This is a genomic window from Sulfurovum sp. MH2-6, from assembly GCF_058374785.1.
Window position 1 is genome coordinate 1,652,729 of record NZ_CM178170.1, and the last position, 17,830, is coordinate 1,670,558.

General features: G+C 43.7%; 17 protein-coding genes. 4 read left to right on the forward strand and 13 right to left on the reverse strand.

The genetic code is table 11. From position 1 onward, the window contains the following. Window positions 1-16 precede the first annotated feature (16 nt). The 10 genes from uvrA to AC4JOV_RS08600 form a co-directional block, all read right to left on the reverse strand. The gene (gene uvrA / locus AC4JOV_RS08555) at window positions 17-2,845 is read right to left on the reverse strand and encodes an excinuclease ABC subunit UvrA (RefSeq protein WP_229937998.1); all 2,829 of its coding nucleotides are present in this window, start codon (window positions 2,843-2,845) and stop codon (window positions 17-19) included. An 11-nt stretch (window positions 2,846-2,856) separates the two neighbouring features. After that, window positions 2,857-3,597: a sulfite exporter TauE/SafE family protein gene (locus AC4JOV_RS08560; RefSeq protein WP_229937997.1), complete on the reverse strand. Its 741-nt coding sequence runs from the start codon at window positions 3,595-3,597 to the stop codon at window positions 2,857-2,859. A gap of 72 nt (window positions 3,598-3,669) precedes the next feature. Continuing rightward, a complete protein-coding gene (locus AC4JOV_RS08565; protein WP_229937996.1) occupies window positions 3,670-4,629 on the reverse strand; it encodes a tRNA dihydrouridine synthase in 960 nt (319 codons plus the stop codon). A 12-nt stretch (window positions 4,630-4,641) separates the two neighbouring features. Continuing rightward, on the reverse strand, window positions 4,642-5,682 hold the full coding sequence (locus tag AC4JOV_RS08570) for a hypothetical protein (protein WP_229937995.1): 1,041 nt from the start codon (window positions 5,680-5,682) through the stop codon (window positions 4,642-4,644). Window positions 5,683-5,698: 16 nt separating this feature from the next. Next, window positions 5,699-6,055 carry an RNA polymerase-binding protein DksA gene (dksA, locus tag AC4JOV_RS08575; protein ID WP_229937994.1) on the reverse strand — a complete coding sequence of 119 codons (357 nt, stop codon included), beginning with the start codon at window positions 6,053-6,055 and terminating at the stop codon, window positions 5,699-5,701. Between the two features lie 10 nt (window positions 6,056-6,065). After that, entirely contained in the window at window positions 6,066-6,527 is a 462-nt protein-coding gene (locus AC4JOV_RS08580; protein ID WP_229937993.1) for a 23S rRNA (pseudouridine(1915)-N(3))-methyltransferase RlmH, read from the reverse strand. Beyond that, window positions 6,528-7,337 carry a DUF4405 domain-containing protein gene (locus AC4JOV_RS08585; RefSeq protein WP_229937992.1) on the reverse strand — a complete coding sequence of 270 codons (810 nt, stop codon included), beginning with the start codon at window positions 7,335-7,337 and terminating at the stop codon, window positions 6,528-6,530. A gap of 58 nt (window positions 7,338-7,395) precedes the next feature. Then, entirely contained in the window at window positions 7,396-9,972 is a 2,577-nt protein-coding gene (locus AC4JOV_RS08590) for a M14 family zinc carboxypeptidase (RefSeq protein WP_229937991.1), read from the reverse strand. An 88-nt stretch (window positions 9,973-10,060) separates the two neighbouring features. Then, window positions 10,061-11,497, reverse strand: a complete 1,437-nt coding sequence (locus AC4JOV_RS08595; protein ID WP_229937990.1) for an ATP-grasp domain-containing protein — start codon at window positions 11,495-11,497, stop codon at window positions 10,061-10,063. Window positions 11,498-11,515: 18 nt separating this feature from the next. Continuing rightward, window positions 11,516-12,421 (reverse strand): ATP-grasp domain-containing protein, encoded by a 906-nt coding sequence (locus AC4JOV_RS08600; RefSeq protein WP_229937989.1) that lies wholly within the window; start codon window positions 12,419-12,421, stop codon window positions 11,516-11,518. 102 nt (window positions 12,422-12,523) lie between these two features. Between AC4JOV_RS08600 and AC4JOV_RS08605 the strand changes: the two genes are divergently transcribed. From AC4JOV_RS08605 to AC4JOV_RS08615, 3 genes are read left to right on the forward strand one after another with little or no spacing between them, the layout of a single operon-like run. Then, window positions 12,524-13,630 carry a M20 family metallopeptidase gene (locus tag AC4JOV_RS08605; protein WP_229937988.1) on the forward strand — a complete coding sequence of 369 codons (1,107 nt, stop codon included), beginning with the start codon at window positions 12,524-12,526 and terminating at the stop codon, window positions 13,628-13,630. 33 nt (window positions 13,631-13,663) lie between these two features. Then, window positions 13,664-14,128 (forward strand): low molecular weight protein-tyrosine-phosphatase, encoded by a 465-nt coding sequence (locus tag AC4JOV_RS08610; protein ID WP_229937987.1) that lies wholly within the window; start codon window positions 13,664-13,666, stop codon window positions 14,126-14,128. A 10-nt stretch (window positions 14,129-14,138) separates the two neighbouring features. Next, the gene (locus tag AC4JOV_RS08615) at window positions 14,139-14,729 is read left to right on the forward strand and encodes a flavin reductase family protein (protein WP_229937986.1); all 591 of its coding nucleotides are present in this window, start codon (window positions 14,139-14,141) and stop codon (window positions 14,727-14,729) included. Here the strand turns inward: AC4JOV_RS08615 and AC4JOV_RS08620 are convergent. Genes AC4JOV_RS08620 through AC4JOV_RS08630 form a run of 3 tightly spaced genes read right to left on the reverse strand, consistent with a single transcriptional unit; the run spans window position 14,719 to window position 16,586 of the window. Next, window positions 14,719-15,312 (reverse strand): DUF459 domain-containing protein, encoded by a 594-nt coding sequence (locus AC4JOV_RS08620; RefSeq protein WP_229937985.1) that lies wholly within the window; start codon window positions 15,310-15,312, stop codon window positions 14,719-14,721. The genes AC4JOV_RS08615 and AC4JOV_RS08620 overlap by 11 nt on opposite strands. Window positions 15,313-15,328: 16 nt before the next feature. Further along, window positions 15,329-16,201, reverse strand: coding sequence for a DMT family transporter (locus tag AC4JOV_RS08625; RefSeq protein WP_229937984.1), 873 nt, complete (start codon window positions 16,199-16,201; stop codon window positions 15,329-15,331). Window positions 16,202-16,217: 16 nt separating this feature from the next. Next, complete coding sequence (locus AC4JOV_RS08630; RefSeq protein ID WP_229937983.1) at window positions 16,218-16,586, reverse strand: DUF2237 family protein; 369 nt, start codon at window positions 16,584-16,586, stop codon at window positions 16,218-16,220. Window positions 16,587-16,668: 82 nt separating this feature from the next. Here AC4JOV_RS08630 and AC4JOV_RS08635 point away from each other — a divergent pair, with 82 nt between their 5' ends. Beyond that, window positions 16,669-17,829, forward strand: a complete 1,161-nt coding sequence (locus tag AC4JOV_RS08635; protein ID WP_229937982.1) for a sensor histidine kinase — start codon at window positions 16,669-16,671, stop codon at window positions 17,827-17,829. Window position 17,830 lies beyond the last annotated feature (1 nt).

The window sequence follows — 17,830 nt, forward strand, 5'->3', positions numbered from 1 at the left end:
TCCATACGCTCTACCGCTACACTCCCAACTCTTTCTTCAGATATTCGCCTGTGTAGCTTCCTGTTTCTTTATACTCTCTGGCCAACGCTTCAGGCGTTCCCTCTGCAATGATCAGTCCACCTTTATTCCCGCCTTCAGGTCCCATATCGATAATATAGTCAGCATTCTTGATCATATCAAGATTGTGTTCGATGACCACCACAGAATTTCCAAGCTCAACCAGGTGATGCAGTACCCCGGTCAACCTGTCTACATCGGCAAAGTGCAGTCCGGTCGTCGGTTCATCCAGCACATAGAGTGTATTACCGGTATCTTTACGGCTCAGCTCTTTACTCAGCTTGATACGCTGGGCTTCTCCGCCCGAGAGCGTGGTAGCATTCTGTCCCAGTGTGATATAGTCAAGTCCTACATCCTGAAGTGTCTTGAGCTTCACCGCAATCGTAGGTATTGCTTTGAAGAACTCCAATGCTTCGGCGACACTCATTGCAAGTACATCCGCAATAGACTTGCCTTTATAGAGTACTTCAAGGGTTTGTGCATTGTAGCGTGTACCGTTACATGCATCACATTTCACCATCACATCAGGCAGGAAGTGCATCTCGATCTTGATCTGACCATCCCCCTGACACTTTTCACACCGTCCGCCTTTGACATTGAATGAGAAACGCCCTACTTTATAGCCACGAAGTTCTGCCTCTTTGGTCTGTGCAAAGAGTTTCCGTATCTCATCCATCACGCCTGTATAGGTCGCAGGATTGGAACGCGGGGTACGCCCGATAGGGCTCTGGTCAAGATAGATCACTTTATCCAGTGAATCCAGCCCATTGATCTCTACTCCGTCAATCTTATTGACTTTTTTCGCATGATTGAGCAGTTCTCTGGCTACGGGGAGAAGTGTCTGCAGGATCAAGGAACTCTTTCCGCTCCCGCTCACACCCGTAATACAGACAAAATTATGCAGCGGTATTTTGGCACTGAGGTTCTCAATATTGTTCAGTGTCACATTTTTGATCTCGATCCACTTCTCCTGATGTTTGTCATGGGTATAGGAGACATCTTTTCGGCCATACATATAATCAGCAGTCAACGTTTTTGCTTTTTTCAGTGCGCTGGTGCTCCCCGAGAAAACGACCTGACCGCCGAATTCCCCTGCTCCCGGACCGATATCGACGATATGATCCGCTGCTGCGATCGTCTCTTTATCGTGTTCCACCACGATCACACTGTTGCCTTTATCACGCAGGGACTGGAGTGTTCTGATCAGCTTCATCGTATCACGCTCATGAAGTCCGATACTCGGTTCATCAAGGACATACATCACCCCTGTCAATCCCGATCCTATCTGGGAAGCGATACGGATACGCTGTGCCTCTCCTCCAGAGATCGTACGTGCATCACGGCTGAGTGTGATATACCCCAACCCTACATCATAAAGAAAGAAGAGCCTCTCATAGAGCTCTTTCAAGATCGGTTCAGCGATGAGACGCTGTTGCTCGTTCAGGTGAGAAAAACTCTTTTCATCCTCGAAGTAGGCATAAGATTTATCGATCGGCATATCAATGATATCAGCGATGTTCTTCCCTTCGATCTTTACGGCAAGAGAACGAGGGCGCAGCCTGTGACCATTACATTTATCACACACCTTCTCGGTCATGTACTCGCTCATATCTTTTTCGTCTTTGAACATCTCATGCGCGAACTTTACGACCCCCGGCCACTCACGCTTCAGCTTATGGCGTTTCCAGGTGAAGTCTACCACTCCGCCTACCCCATAGAGGATCGCTTTCTGCTCGTGTTCTGCAAGTTCACTGTAAGGCAGAGTGATATCAATACCGTTTTGTTCACAAAAAGCGTTGAGAAATTTGGTATAGTAGCTTTTGTTAAACCCGTACATGATCTTCACCGCACCCTTGTCGATACTCAGGTCCGGATCGATCACTTTTTTGAGGTCGATGGCATAACGTATACCGAGTCCGTCACATGCCGGACATGCCCCTTTGGGCGAGTTGAAGGAGAAACTGACCGGTTCCAAGGGTTCAAAACTGAGCTTACAGTCAAAACAGGCCAAGTGCTCGGAGTAGTGCATATGTTGATGCTCAAACCCTATCTCTTCATGGTTCATAACCTCGACCTCTACTTCACCGAAGCTCTCTTTGAGCGCTTTCTCTACATCCTGCCCGATACGGTCTCGACTCTCCTCTTTGACCACTACCCTGTCGATCACGACCTTGATCGTATGTTTTTTGGTCTTTGAGAGTTCGATCTCATCATCAAGCCGTACCATCACACCGTCGATCATCGCACGTACATACCCTTTATGGCGCAGTGACTCGATCATATCGGCAAAGGTACCCTTTTTCTCTTTGACCAGAGGCGCCATAATGACCAGTTTTGCCCCGTTGGGAAGTTTGAGTACCTCTTCGATGATATCGCTTGCCGACATCGAAGAGATCGGTTTACCACACTCATGACAGTGCTGTTGTCCGACTCTGGCAAAAAGAAGTCTGAGATAATCATAGATCTCTGTGATCGTTCCAACCGTAGAACGCGGGTTTTTAGAGGTGGTCTTCTGGTCGATCGCAATGGCAGGGGTAAGCCCCTCGATCTTATCCACATCGGGTTTTCCTACTCGGCCGAGGAACTGTCTGGCATAGGAGGAGAGAGACTCGATATAGCGGCGCTGCCCCTCTGCATAGAGTGTAGAGAAAGCCAATGTCGACTTTCCTGAACCGGAGATTCCTGTAAAGACTACCAGTTTGTTTTTAGGTATTTCAAGGTCAATATTTTTAAGATTATTCTCTTTTGCCCCAAAAACCTGTATCATATCTTTTTTTATATCAGACATTATTTACCTTCTTAAAACCACATTTTATCGATAAGAATAGCAATCGCTACCACATACATCACCAGCAGTGCAATCTTATGATGTGTGGATTTTACATGGTCTTTAAGCCATATACCGCCCCACACACCGACCATAGAGGCGACAGCAACGATCAAACCGTTTTCAAAATCAATCGTACCTGTCAACAATCGGCTTGACATTCCTGCTACAGAAGAGAAGACAACAAAAAAGAGTCCTGCACTGACCGCCTTTTTGATCGGATAGTGCAACAGTCCTACCAGTATCGGTGTCAATACGATAGAGCCTCCTACCCCCAAAGTGATGGCAAAGATACCGATCACCAGACCTATCGCAAAAAGCACTGCCTTGTTGATCGTTCTCGTCTGACTGTCATCCTCTACATGTTTCGCAGTAAGCAGTCTAAAAAGGGCAAAAAAGAGTAATCCGAGAAATAAAAATTCAAGTATCCTGTCTGCGATGAACTGCGTCACATATCCACCGATAAACCCTCCGACGAAACCGCCAAGGCCTACCAGTATCCCGTCTCCCAGGATAAGAGAACCCTTTTTATGGTTCAGATAGGAGCCGTAAATCGAACTGAATACCATCTGAATAATGGAAATACCGATCGCATCTTTTGTTGAAAATCCTATAGCCAGCAGTATCGGTACCAGCATAGTCCCCCCACCTATGCCAAAAAAACCTGACATAGCACCGACCAGTATACCGACAGGTATGAGTTCCATCATCATCTCTATCCTACTCCATAAATTTTGATTGGATTATAACATGTTTTATTTAGGGGCTATTTAGCGGGGAGAGTATCAGTGAGGTCGGTGAATAAACTCTTGAGAAAAAAATGTTTCAATCACCTCTCTCATCTCTTTTGGGTCTTCAATACGGTTCACGAGATCCCTGAATGCTGATGCCCCTTGAAAGCCGGCTTTTGAGTAGCTATGCAGATTTTTCCGGAACATAATTGCCCCATAGTTCTCATAGTGTTCAATCATCTGATCAAAGTGCTCCAGGACCACCGCTTTGATCAAAGGAGAGGATACTTCCTCCATCCCCTCTTTGATCTGATGAAATATCCACGGCCTGCCTACAGCAGCACGACCGATCATAATACCGTCAGCCCCGGTATGCTCCAATACACGCTTCGCTTTTTCCGGAGAATCGATATCACCGTTTGCGATCACCGGGATAGAAACGGCTTTTTTGATATCACGGATCGCATCATAGTCTACCGGTGCCTTGTAGCGCCCTGCACGTGTACGTCCGTGTACTGCGATAAAGTCAGCACCGTTACCCTCGCAAAGCTTTGCGATCTCTACCGGATTCTTTTCATTAAACCCTATACGGATTTTCACCGAAGTATAGGGCTTGTGGGAGTACTTCTTGATCGTACGTATCGTCTCACCCATTTTCCCAAGATCAGTCAGCAGAGAGGAGCCTTGCAGGTTATTGACCACTTTAGGTGCAGGGCAACCGCAATTGAGGTCGATCACCGAAACATCCTCCAGGGTATTGACATATTCTACAGCCTGACGCATCACTTCCTGGTCTGAACCGGCGAGTTGTATACTGTAAAGATCTTCAAGCGGGGACTTTTCAACCATTTTGTAGGTTTTTTTACTTTTATGTACCAGAGCATTGGAGCTGATCATCTCTGAAACAGTAAGATCCACACCAAATTTCTTGACCACAGAACGGAAAGGCAGGTCGGTAAAACCTGCAAGGGGTGCCAATGCGTAGAGTGTTTTACTAAAATCGATCGTAGCCATAAATCCCTTTTACTACTTTGCTTCCTGGCAAATCGCCTCAATATTGATAATGTCTTCGAGTTGATATCTCTCGTTCGACTTTTTAAGTGTATAGAGTGCTCTAAATCTCATAAACTCGGTATCTTCCTGTTCATCGAGATATCTCCCGATCTCATCCATAAGCTCATACTCAAAGAGGAGATAGAGATAGGCATACTGTGCCTTAGTGTTTTTTGTCTGATAGCTGAAGAAAAGTGCCAGGTTCTCATCCGGTGTAAAAAGTTTTTTGGTGATCTCTGCAATACGCAAAAAGTTACTGCATGTTGGATTGATAGTGTCAATAAAGTCTTTGAGTATCTCCTGAGAGATCCCCATATCTTCCTCTTGATTGACACGTCTTAGCATCACCAGGAAATTATCCATATCAAAGACTTTGGCATACTGTCTTGCTTTAAAGAAGTTCTCTTTCGATGCAAAAATCTCAAGTGCCTTTTGCTGTACGGGCCCGGAGAACGATGAAGAGGACTTCATCACCTCTTCTACGAACTTTGCATCTACTTCAAGACGGTTGATCCTGTTCTGGATCAAGTAAGGGTTCCCTTCATTGAAAACCTTCGCAAGCTTATGCTCTTTCAGATCGATATATTCACCGTTTTGAATCTTTTGTAAAATACCGGTGATCTTTGTAAGTCTGGAGTTCAACTCAGGCATACCATCCTTCATTTGAAGGTTACTGTGGGAAAGCAGAGCAGCCGACTTACTGATATCGTCTATAAGATACTTCTGTTCTTTGGACTCGTTAAGCAGTGCCCAGTAGAGTGCATCATCCAGCGTCTGTGCATCTTTTTTCCATCGGTTAAGGATAAAGTGGTTCTTCAGTCCATATACAAGCATATGAAAAAATGTAAATACAAACAGTATAAACATTGGTAAAACTAGCCACGCAGCCACAGGAAAGTTCAAGTTAACCCCCATGACTTCAACAACATAATGATCTGCATTGACACTGTAGGCCAAAGCCCCCACTATCATCATCAGTACGGTTGTGGCAAATGTATATAAACCAAGTTTCATCTTCTACCCCTCATTCTTATTTTTCGTTTTTTTCGTTTATCTCCCGACATGTGATACAAAAACGTGCAAAGTTTTTCACTTCCAGACGTTTTAACCCTATAGGCTCTTCACACATCTCACAGACTCCGTAAGTACCTTTTTTTATTTTATCCAAAGCAAGTTCAATTTCGGCTAATTCTTTGCGCTGCTGGACCAAAATAGCACTATCTACCGTACTTTCAGCCGATGCTGCAGCAAAATCACCTTCGTCATTCAGTTCCAGATCACGCATTGCATCCAATTCAAGTTCTGTACCTGCCAGGTTTTTCTCGATCTGTTCTTTTCTTGCAGTAAGCTTTTCATCAAAAACCTGCATTTCTTCTTTCGTTAACATCTTCCTCTTCCTATTTATGGTATGGGTGGTTATGATTGATTGCCAGTCCTCTGAAGATCTGTTCAAGCAATACAACCTTCACTAATTTATGTGAAAGCGTAATTTTACCAAATGATATAGCTTTATTACATTTATTTAAAAAAGCGCTCTCAAAGCCGTATGCACCGCCAATATAGAGATTGACTTCACTCTTATCCTTAAGCAGATCAGCAAAATTATGACTATCTACCTCTTTACTTGACGGATCAAGTGCGACATTATAGCCACTGCCGAGATATTTTTCCAATGCTTTGGTGTATGATTTTTGAGCAGCATCGGGTGAAATATCATGTGCCCGGGCAATCTCTTTGTCAAAGACCTCTATCACCTCCACTTTTGCAAATGGTTTGGCGATCTTCTTATAGTGTTCTATCAAAGGGGCATAAAGCGGCTCTTTCCCTTTTTTATCGACAATAATGACATTGATCTTCATCTATCTCTTTTCCTTGCTTACAACGATCTCCAAGAGATCCATCGGGTTCATGCCGTTTCTTGCGGCGATCTCTTTAAACTGTTCATTCTCTTCGGCTTTGATCCCTTGTTTTTCAAGTCTCTGCAACACGTTTTTCAGATCCAATCCCTGGACCTCACAGAGCTGTTTCAGTGTCTTCTGTCCCATACCGCTGCCGCTGTGAAGAGGTACTTCACGCTCTTCCCCACCCTCTTTTATGATACGGTAGAGATGTTGCGGACTGGTATGATATCTATGGGCTATATCAAGCAGAGGTTCATTATCACTAAAGGTCACACCGTTCTTCTCAAGGTTTTTGCTCGCCTGGGAAAGATCAAAGCCAAGCTTTTGACTAAACCGACTCACACTGTCAAGCTCTGCATGGTTATAGGGCGGCGTACCGTAACTCACTTCCCACTCTTCACTCAGATAATCGCTCAGATCTACGATCCACCCGAAAGGCGGCAGCTGTGTCACTGCCCCGATAGAGACGATGGATACGATGAGCAGGGAGATCACCAGCTCTTTGGTCGCATGAAATGCTTTTGTCACTTTCTCTTTCATATAAGAGGTAAAAGGTTTCCAGTTATAGTAGAGGTGCAGCCCCGCTACCAAAAGCATCAAAAGGGTTACGACGATATGCAGTGCACCCCACTCTGTCTTTGTCAATCCGAGAAGTGACCAGTCAGCCCAGTATGCGATACGCCCGGGAGGAGCCGCGAAAAGCATCAGTCCACTGACAGACGAGACTAAAAACATCCAAGCTAAAGTAAGTGAAGTGATCTTTTTCATAAGAGGCTCTCCTTTAGAAATTTCCTGAAAGTATAGCCAAATCTTCACTTTCCCGGTATTAATAGTTCTCCAATGGATTATACTTGACCGTTACAGCTTCCGAAAAGTTGGGAACGTCATCATAGGTGAAGACAGAATAGTATTTCTCTTTCTCCAGAGAGGCGAAGTTGTCATAGGTATAGGTATCTTTGCCTCCATAGAGTTTTACCCCGTCATTGAAGTGTTTTGGAGGGTGGAAACTGTTACGTACGACATAATAGCCTTTGAGTGCCGGATCATCAACCTGGCCCCAACTTAACTTAATCATTTTATTCTCTTTCGTCATCTTAAGATTTTCCACTTTTGCTACTGGGTGACGACGTTTTTGAATGTACTTGACTATCAATTCCACATCCGGACTCCATTCAACAATACGGTTAGTTATACCCGCCGGTGAAGTCGGCTTAATTACAAGCTTAAGCTTTTTACCTTGCAGATGCATCAGATCGAGTATATTTCTTGAGAATGTATCAAAATTGAAATACTGACACTCTTTGGAATTAAGATCGGATTCTGCAACCTCATATCCGATATACTCGATCTTGTCACGGTTTTTTATATCCTCATACTCCCCAACCTCATCAAGTTCGACAAGCTCAACATAATAACGTACATCTGATCTCTTTTTAAACGTATTTTTATTACGTATACGTAATGCACATTTCGTAATGATCGTACTCTCCGGATCAGGCAGTTGTGAAAGGTCAAAGTCCATATACCCATACACTTTTTCCCCTTCTTGATCAAATCCACTCTTAAGTCCCACATCTATACTATTGAGGGAGATCGTACTCATCGTTGTTGCAGGTAGTCTGACCTTTTCAGGTTCAACTGTATATTTGATATCAAGAACCGGTCTATAGTGAATACCCCCACCAAACTTCCCGTATCCGATATCAAATTGCATCATCTGAGAATCTTCTCCCTCAGGAAGTGATTTTGGACCATCGATACGAAATGTCACTTTTCCTCTGGCTATCTCCTCCTGAAGCAATCTACACTCATGCCTGGAGAAAGTCCAATGATTCCAGATCCCTTGAGTAAGGTTACTTGACTGAATCGCACGCCCGATCACCCCTTTGGTCTTGGCATTTTCTATCTGATCAAAATCAGTCACCTCTGAAAAGCTATCCTGATCAAGCAGTGAAAGATTCCACTCTCCATACTTTTCAATCTTCGCAGCGACACGGTTCATCGGATAAAGATAAAAACGAGCTGACTTGATGATCGCATCTTTTGGAAGTGCATCAAAATCAAAACTCACCACTGAATCACAGATCCCTTTGGATTTATTGACCCCGACAAAAAGTGAATTGAGTCCAAAGTGCGAGCGGTTCTGTTCATGGGTAAACTCCCCAACATATCCCGTATCACTCTTGCTTGCAAAGAGTAGTTTAAAGAACTCATCATCCTCAAGCCATGTACGTACCTTCACTACAGGTGCAAAAGGTGACTTCAATCCAGTATGCTTATTGACCGCTCTGATAGTATAGTGGTAGTTTGTAGAACTGGAGAGATCCGTATCTACAAAGCGGTTGTCACCGGCGATACCTACTTTTGTACGTTCATTACAGGCATCTTTGTCTTTGGTACTTCTGTAGATCTCAAAAAAGATATCATCTCTCTTTTCATATTGCCATATAAGTGTAACAGAAGTAGCATCTCTATTCTCGATAGTGAACATATCTACCCTTTTGGGTGCATAGGATGAGTAGTTCATTACTTCGCCAAATGCCATCTTTAATGCAGGAATGTTTTCATGAATGCTGCTACTCATACTTTTCATATAGTCAGGAATGTTTTTCGTACCTACTTCAACCACTGTCGAGATAATACCCTTGGAGTAATAATACTCTCTTCCACTCCCGCTGATCAATGCGGCAGGTGGCTTTCCTCTATGGATACCGTATTTACGTCCGGTCACCTTTGATATCTCATCATTCATATTGGCACACAGTACATTCATATCTGTACCGTCTATCTCTGATTCATGCATAAACTTATGTGCAGGGAAAAAAACATTTCCCTGAGAATGGTAATCAAAGGCTATAGTAATGTTATCATGGGCATCCACAAACGCTTTGATCGCACTGGTCTCCGCTTCGCTGAACGGTTCTTCACCGCCATATACATTTGAGCTGGTATTGCTCTGCTTGACAAAACCTATAGAGAAGTTACGGTTCAAATCAACACCGATGGTCCCGTCATGATTCACACGTCTATTTTTACGCCAAAAAGAAAAATGTTTACGTGAATATTCATACCCGTCAGGATTGAGACACGGTACCATATAGATGGTTGCTTCCTCAAGATTCTTTTCAAGCTCAGGATCTACAAACTGGTTGTGCGCTACATGTTCTATAAACTTGAGCGCCAACTCATTACCGATCCATTCACGGGCATGAATACTTCCTGTATAGAGCATTGCCGGTTTCTCATCAGCTTTTTCTACATTTTGGCTGATCTTTACTAGAACAATATCCCGTCCTTCATAGGTTGTACCTATCTTAATCACATGTAAAAGATTGGGATACTCTTTCTCCATACTGTAAAGATAGTCTAAACTCTCCTGATAAGACATATACTGTCGTTTCATTTACTGCCTTTGATTGTTTTTGAGTTATGTAGGTCATGGGTAGCTTATAGAAGCTACCCACTCAAATAAAAAATGAAGTTTTACACTCTTAGAGCTTATTTTTAAATAAAGTCCATGCCTCTTTGAGTTCTTTAAGCATCCTCTTTTTGAACCATCCGAACTCATTTTTGAGCGTTTTAGGGGCATTTTCTAACATTTCGATGAGCTCAGGTGTATCAAATTTATCTAAAATCTTTTCAGATTTTTTCTTACCTATCCCCTTTACTGATGTCAAGACGTCTACCATATCTTTTTTTTCGATCACCATGACTGATTCTTCAGACTCTTCTGTTTCATCTGAACCCTCTTCATCAAGATATTCTGGATTACTTTTTGTCTCTACCTGCTTGATACTTTTACCGTAGTTGTCCTGGAAATTCCACTTCTCACTTGGCCACTCTTCATTCTTTCTATCTTCAGTAAGCAAGATGGGGTAGAGAGAATCAAGTTCATGTAAGTACATCTCCCCTTCCTCTGTCTGCTTAGTCTTTGTATCAAGGAAAAATGCACCGTCATAACTAGGTGTATAACGACCAAATGTGATATAACGCAGTGTTCTCAGTACAGAACTGTCCATTTTCCCAAGCTCTTCCCAGTTAAAGAGTGGAATGTTCGGCAACGGGAATCTTCCCTCAGAGAACTTCCACATCAGATACTGACCGATCCAGTCTCTGATATAAGGGAAGGCTGCAAATGCAGTAGCACACTCAAGGATACGGTACTTACCATCCTCCCCTACAGCGATATCACATGCCCAATACTCTGCATTCGCTGCTTTTGATACCTTCACTGCCAGATCAAGCAGCTCTTTAGGAACATCCATATAGTCCATTGTACCGCCCTGGCTTGTGTTAGTCAGCCACTCACCCTCAGGCGGTCTTCTCCAGAATGCACATACCGGCTTATGCCCGATAAGCATCACACGCACATCGGCTGCCATCGGAACAAAATCCTGAAAATACTGTGGATAGTATTTCTTCTTGGAAAAAAGCTCTTTTGCCTCATCTGTGCTATCCACTTTATGAACAAAATATCCCCCATAGTTAGAAGGACCGTAACTCTTTTTTATGATCTTAGGATAGTCGGTTTTTTCGATAAAGTTTTCTGCTTTTTCTTTATCATAGAAGATATAGGTCTTAGGTACAGGAATATCATACTTCCATGCAAAACGTGTCACATTCTCCTTCGATTTATTGGCAAACTGTGTATCAAGAGAAGGAATGAACTCTACATCAGGCAACGCTCTGGCAATCTCTCTGAATGTCTCATACGCTGTTGCAGGAACATTACCGATCAATACATCGATCTTTTTACGCTTTACCTCTTTGATGAAACGCTCTTTATCGTTTTTCCAGTGATACACCACAGTCTCTATCTTATCCGGCCATCCTCTAAAGTTTGAGTGATCAAAAAATCTCAATACATGATCAAGATAGAGAAATCCCAGTTTTGGTAATTTTTTTTGTTTCGTTTGCTTTTTCGCCATTTAATCCCTTTATAGTGTTTATTTCTTGTTTGCTGTTTTTCTATCGATTAGATCTACAATCAGATCGATCTTTTTCTCATTGAAGTCCAGTCCCATCTTTTCCTGTTCAGGTGTTGCAAAAGCAGGGATACCGTTCACTTCAAGGACGACATACTCTTCTTTTTCCTGATCATAGATGATATCCACACCTGCAATATCCGTACCGCATATCTTAGCAGCTTTAATTGCCAGTTCAACTACCTTATCATTTGGTTCACGTAAAAATACTGATCCGCCGCTGGTCACATTCGTTCGCCAGTCTCTCTTGCTTGCTTTACGTCCGTAACATCCCACAAATTGACCATCTACGATATCCACACGGAAGTCAGTATTATCATATTTGACAAACTTCTCTACATAGAAAAATCTTAAATCCATTTGATTCAAGAACGGAAGCAATGTATCCAAGGTTGCTTCATTTTCTATTTTAGTAAGTCCTACTCCTCCCCATCCATCAGTCGGTTTATAGACCATTTTATCCCATTTTTTAATGATTTTTTTAAGATGATAGCTGTCATCCCTGTGACAAAGTTTGAAACTCGGTGTAGAAATACCATGCTGTCTAAGCATAAAATTAGTTTGAAATTTATCCTCGGTCAATGCAAATGCCTCATAGGTATTAATCATAGGTATAATGCGATTGAGTGCTTGATAGAGATACACCTGATACTGTGTTTGCTCTCCGGCATTGTATGAAAAAAACAGATCAAGTTGATCCAACTTCAGACCATCATGAAGTACATGACCGTTCTTTGCAATTGCATGCCTCAGATTAATATCTGTGATTGTTTTGATATCCCTCTCTTTGAGCTTTTTGACAATCTTTTTTTGAATAACGTCTCCACCGCTATTACTATAAAGCCACAAACCTATTTTACGTCCCATTTTAACCTCCTCACTTAATGTTAAATTGTACAATGATTTACTAAAATAACTTATAACTTAGTGTGATTAAATTGTAATCATTTTATAGATACGGAGACAACAATGAAAGTAGAAAATTTTAAAGAACTGAAAAAGTTAATTGAACGCAATTCATGGACAAAAAACAAAGAAGGTGTCGATGAAAATGGTAAAATTTTTACATCATGGATGGAGGAGATCGGATATTCACTTACTCGGTACACTAGAGAGGATATAGGTGATCATCTACATTTCACAGCACCTATCAAAGAGGGAAAGAGACTTCTGCTTTTAGGTCATCTCGATACCGTTTTTCCCCCTAATACCTTTGAAACATTTGATGAGGATGATGAGTGGATCTATGGACCCGGCGTATGCGATATGAAAGGTGGCAACTATGTCGCACTACAAGCACTCCGTAACGTCTATAAAAAATTTGGAGAGATCCATAATATCGACTTTTTACTGGTCAGTGATGAAGAGACCGGAAGTGATGACAGCAAACATCTTTCTGCAAAACTGGCAACTGACTATGATTACTGTATGGTTTTTGAGGCTGCGGGCGCCAATGATGAAGTAGTAACCGGACGTAAAGGCGTAGGTACTTTTTTCATCGATATTGAAGGGATCGCTGCCCATGCAGGAAACCACTACAGTGATGGTGCCGATGCGAACTTGGAAGCAGCACATAAATTAAGTAAACTTGTAGCCTTAACCGATCTTGAAAAACAAACTACGGTTAATGTAGGAAAAATAGAAGGGGGGATAGGAGCCAATACGATCTCACCACATGCCAAACTAACCTTCGAGCTACGCTACACCACTGCAGCAGAGAGGGACAGAGTCCTTGCTGATATCAACCATATCGTCATGGAGTCCACCGTCACGGGTACTACCGCGACACTTTCAGGAGGTATCCAAAGGGATGTGATGCAGCCTTCACCTGAGCAGGAGTGCTGGATAGAACAGATCAACAGCCTCTGCCGGGTAGAACTGCCCACGGAAAAACGCGGAGGGGTAAGCGATGCCAATATCATCTCTTCTCAAGGAGTAGCTACGATTGATGGATGGGGACCCTTCGGTGATGGAGATCATACGGTGAGAGAACGTGCCTCAAAAAAGAGTTTTGCCGAACGCATTGCACTGGTTACAGAGATATTTGAACACTTCCTGCAAGGAAAAATTCAGTAAGAAGGATTACAATTCACTCTAAAAAGGCACGCGATGCAGAGTGATACAAAAATTCTCTTTGTCTGTTTAGGCAATATCTGCAGGTCCCCCCTGGCGGAAGGGGTGGCACAAAAACATATCGATACAGAGAATCTGCCATATTATGTAGAGTCGGCGGGTACAAGCAACTGGCATGAGGGGGAAGCCCCCTGTCACAACTCTATCAAAGTGGCGCAAAACAACGGTATCGATATCTCACAGCAGCGTTCTCGTCCTATCTCCAGGCTGGATATCGCTTCATTTGACTATGTCTTCGCGATGGATACCCAAAACCAGGCAGACCTCGAATCCTTTGGTTTTGAAAAAGTCTACAGGCTTGGAGAGTTTGGAAACTACCAAGGTGCCGATGTCCCTGACCCCTACTTCTTCAAAGGCTTTGAGGGGTTCGAGAAGGTCTATGAGATGGTAGCCTGCTGCGTAGAAGATATCTTGACACAGATAGAAAACAGAAACATATAAAGGAGCATAGATGTTAATCGATTTTAAGGAGAAGAGACCGGTTGAGAGATACTTTCTGCTGGCAGAGACTGTCGTTCCCCGTCCTATCGCATGGATCGCCACTCAGGGAGAAGTACTGAACCTGGCACCCTTCTCCTTCTTTACCCCGCTCTCTTCGGAACCGCCGACCATGATCGTCTCTATCGGCCACCGCAGTGACGGTACACCGAAAGATACGCTGAGAAACCTCCGGGAGACAAAAAAATGTATGATTGCCCTCATCGATGAAACACATTTTGAAGCAATGCACTTCAGCTCCAAGGAGCTGGGGCCTGCTGAGAGTGAAGCGGAACTATTTGAGATTCCTACCCAAGAGGTGATCGAGGGGTATCCCCCTATGCCACAAGGGATCAAAGTAGCTTTCTTCTGCAACTACCTGCAGGAGGTCGACCTCCAGGGCTCCAATACCATCCCGGTGATCGTGGAGATCAAACACCTCTACTTGGATGAGCAGATCATCACGGACAGAGAGAAGATCAAAGTAGAGTTTGAAGCGATCGCTAGGGTCGGAAGAGGATATGCTACGCTTGATCAGACTTTGAAGGTACCTGTTATCCCTTAAACCACCAGGTATCCCATTGATACACCGTCTCTGCCAGGAGCTGATAGCCTTTGGCAAGCGGATGCACACCGTCATTACCTGAGACCTCTTTCCCCCAGATCTCATTGGCTGCCAAGGTATCGAAGAGAGAGAAGTAAGCCACATAGTGCTCTTCACAAAACGACTTGTAGACCTCATCATACCTTTTGATACGTTCGTTCTGTTCCCGGTCATCCACAGGCGGCGGCCCCACCATGATCACCGGATAGTTTTTCTTTGCTTCCAGCACTATCTTCTCCAGGTTGGCAAGACTCTCATTAAGTCCGATACGTACGCCGCCCTCTTCCCACACCGTATCATTGACCCCGAAAGAGAAGACCAGATAGATATCTTCACTCCCGACAAGCCGACAGGAGACCTCCTGTTCCCATCGCTCCAAAATATCTGCACTTGTTTCTCTTCTGACACCCAGGTTGTAATGCGTGATTTGGCGTTCTTTGCTCTCACTCATTGCCGAAAGCCTTCCGCTCCAACCAAGTTTTTCAGGGTCGCCTGTACCGTTAACCAAGGAGTCCCCTACATAACATATCCGTATATCTTTCATCGCTTTATCCCTGTCATTATTTTATCGATGTAAGCGGTCTGGTCAACAGATAGCCGCCTACGAGTACCGGAATGATACCAAAGAGTTGACGAAGCTGCGGTACTTCCCCCAAATAAAGATAGGCAAAGATAAGCGTCATTACCGGCATCAGTCCCAACATTGCACTCACTTTGGTAATGGAAGTGCGGTGCAGCGCCTCTATCCAGAGTATCTTGGAACCTACATACACAAGCGTCCCTATAAGGAAGATATAGGGCAGTGCCTTTTTCAGCATCTCCATGGAGACAGCAGGTTCCAGAAACCATGCCATGATGGCCACAACAGGTAAACCGACCACTGTTCTAAATGCCAGGACCGTTTCGGAAGAGCAGTGGTTCCGGGCACGTTTCTGATAGAGGTTGGCAAGCGGGGAGATCGCTGCAGCGGCCAGGATCAGAAGGTCACCCCTATTGAAGGAGATATCCTCCGGGATCAATATCACTATTGCCCCTATCCCCATGATCAATGCACCCCAAAGGTGCACCCTGTACATCTCCTCTTTGCCGAATACATTAAAATAGAGGTAAGAGAAAAAGAGCTGCAGAAAGATGATCACCGCCATATTGCCTGCCGTGGTATACCGCATCCCGATAAAAACCAGGACAAAAAGTGCCGTGATCCAAAATGTCGTCCAGAGCAGGTCGGGGTATGCCTGTGTGTTACGTAACTCACCAAACCTTTCTCTTCGGTACATGATCAACAAAAAGAAGAACAATGCAACGACCAGAGAGTATGCATAGGTATGCAGTGCTCCCACATAGGCCATCGCTGAGATAGAAAATATGGGGAACCAGCTCTCAAAGAGTGCTGATCCTACCATGAACCATTCACCCTCACGCTCTTTAGTCACGCTTATCCTTTACTTCTTAGAGGTCTATCGCATACTTTTTAAGGATCTCAAGATCCACCAGCTCCAACATACGTTCATGGGTGGCATGGATAAAAATCTTCGGTGCCATACCATCGCGCAGTGCCTGTATAAAACGCGGTCCGGAAAGACACCAGCTCTGCCCGGGTTTCACACCCGGGAAATTGTACTCCGGTATCGGTGTAGAGAGATCGTTACCCGCTTTTTTTGAGTACTCCAGAAACGCTTCAGTCGCATAGATACAGACGGCATGATACCCGGGGTTGTTTTCATCCGAAAAACAGCTGCCGTCCCTGTAAAATCCGGTCAGTGGTTTGAGACTGCATGGTTCAAGGGGTTCTCCAAGGACATTCAATGCGTTACTCATGATAGACTCCTTATCGCTTAATTAAATGTGTTATACCCTCTTAGAGCTTAACTCTTAATAGATTTTGAGATAAAATATTTTCATGAATAGACTACGCACTTCATGGGAATACCTGGCACCGAAAGAACAACTCAGTTACCTTCTTGCCATCCTCTTCATCGGCTATCAACTGGTTGTTGGTCTGTATGCTCTGTTATCTCTGCATGAAGTGACATTTGCACTGCTGCATTGGATGTTTATGGCAGCACTGATCTACTTTACTTTACACTATACAAAACACAGAGCACTGAACTACAGTGCTTATGGCGTGCTTAGCACCAGTTCCATATACTTTATCATCCTGCTCTATCTCAATGATTTTGCACTCAGCAGCTACTTCTTTCCTATCCTTCTTCCTATCGGCAGTTACCTGATCCTCTCTTTTAGAGAATCCACGCTCTTTATTCTGCTGCATTACGCAGCTGTGACACTTGTTTCACTCTACGGCTACCTGGTTTTGGGAGTTGACTCTGCTGCTTTTGCCTTTATCCCGTTGAAGGTCTATCTCTTTATCGTCGTTTTTATTATCCTATTTGGGATGGTTTACCACCTTACGATTTCTGAAAACTATCAAATGCTTTTTGATGCCAATCAAAAAAAAGAGGTGGCACTCAGTGAGATACACCATCGTATTAAAAATAATCTGCATGTTGTCTCTTCGATGTTGAGTATCAATAAGTTCGGAGCCGATCAACAGGAGCTGAACAGTGTGATGCTCGGGAGCACGGCACGTATCGAAGCGATCTCTCTGATCCATGAACTTCTTTACAAGCAAAAAGATTTTGCTTCAATAGACTTCGAGAGTTATGTAGATGAGTTAAGCAGCTATATCTTTAACTATAGCGATCAGGCTATTATCCTTGAAAAAGAGATCGACCCTATCCAGTTTTCTATCAAAACCATGCAGCACTTTGGCATCATCCTGGGTGAGCTTTTAACCAACTCTGTCAAATATGCTTTCAGCCAAACCGCTGCTCCCAGGATCACTATCTCTCTTAAAGAAGAAGGCGGTATGCTGCATTTTGTGTACCGGGATAACGGCAGAGGATGTGATATCACAAAGCTCAACCACAAAAATGCACTGGGACTCTCTTTTATCAAAGCTTCAACAGAGTACCTTAAGGGAGAGCTGTATATTACGTCTGCAGATGGGCTCCGCTATGAGATACTCCTTGATCCCCTATTGAAGACACGGAGGTCCTAAC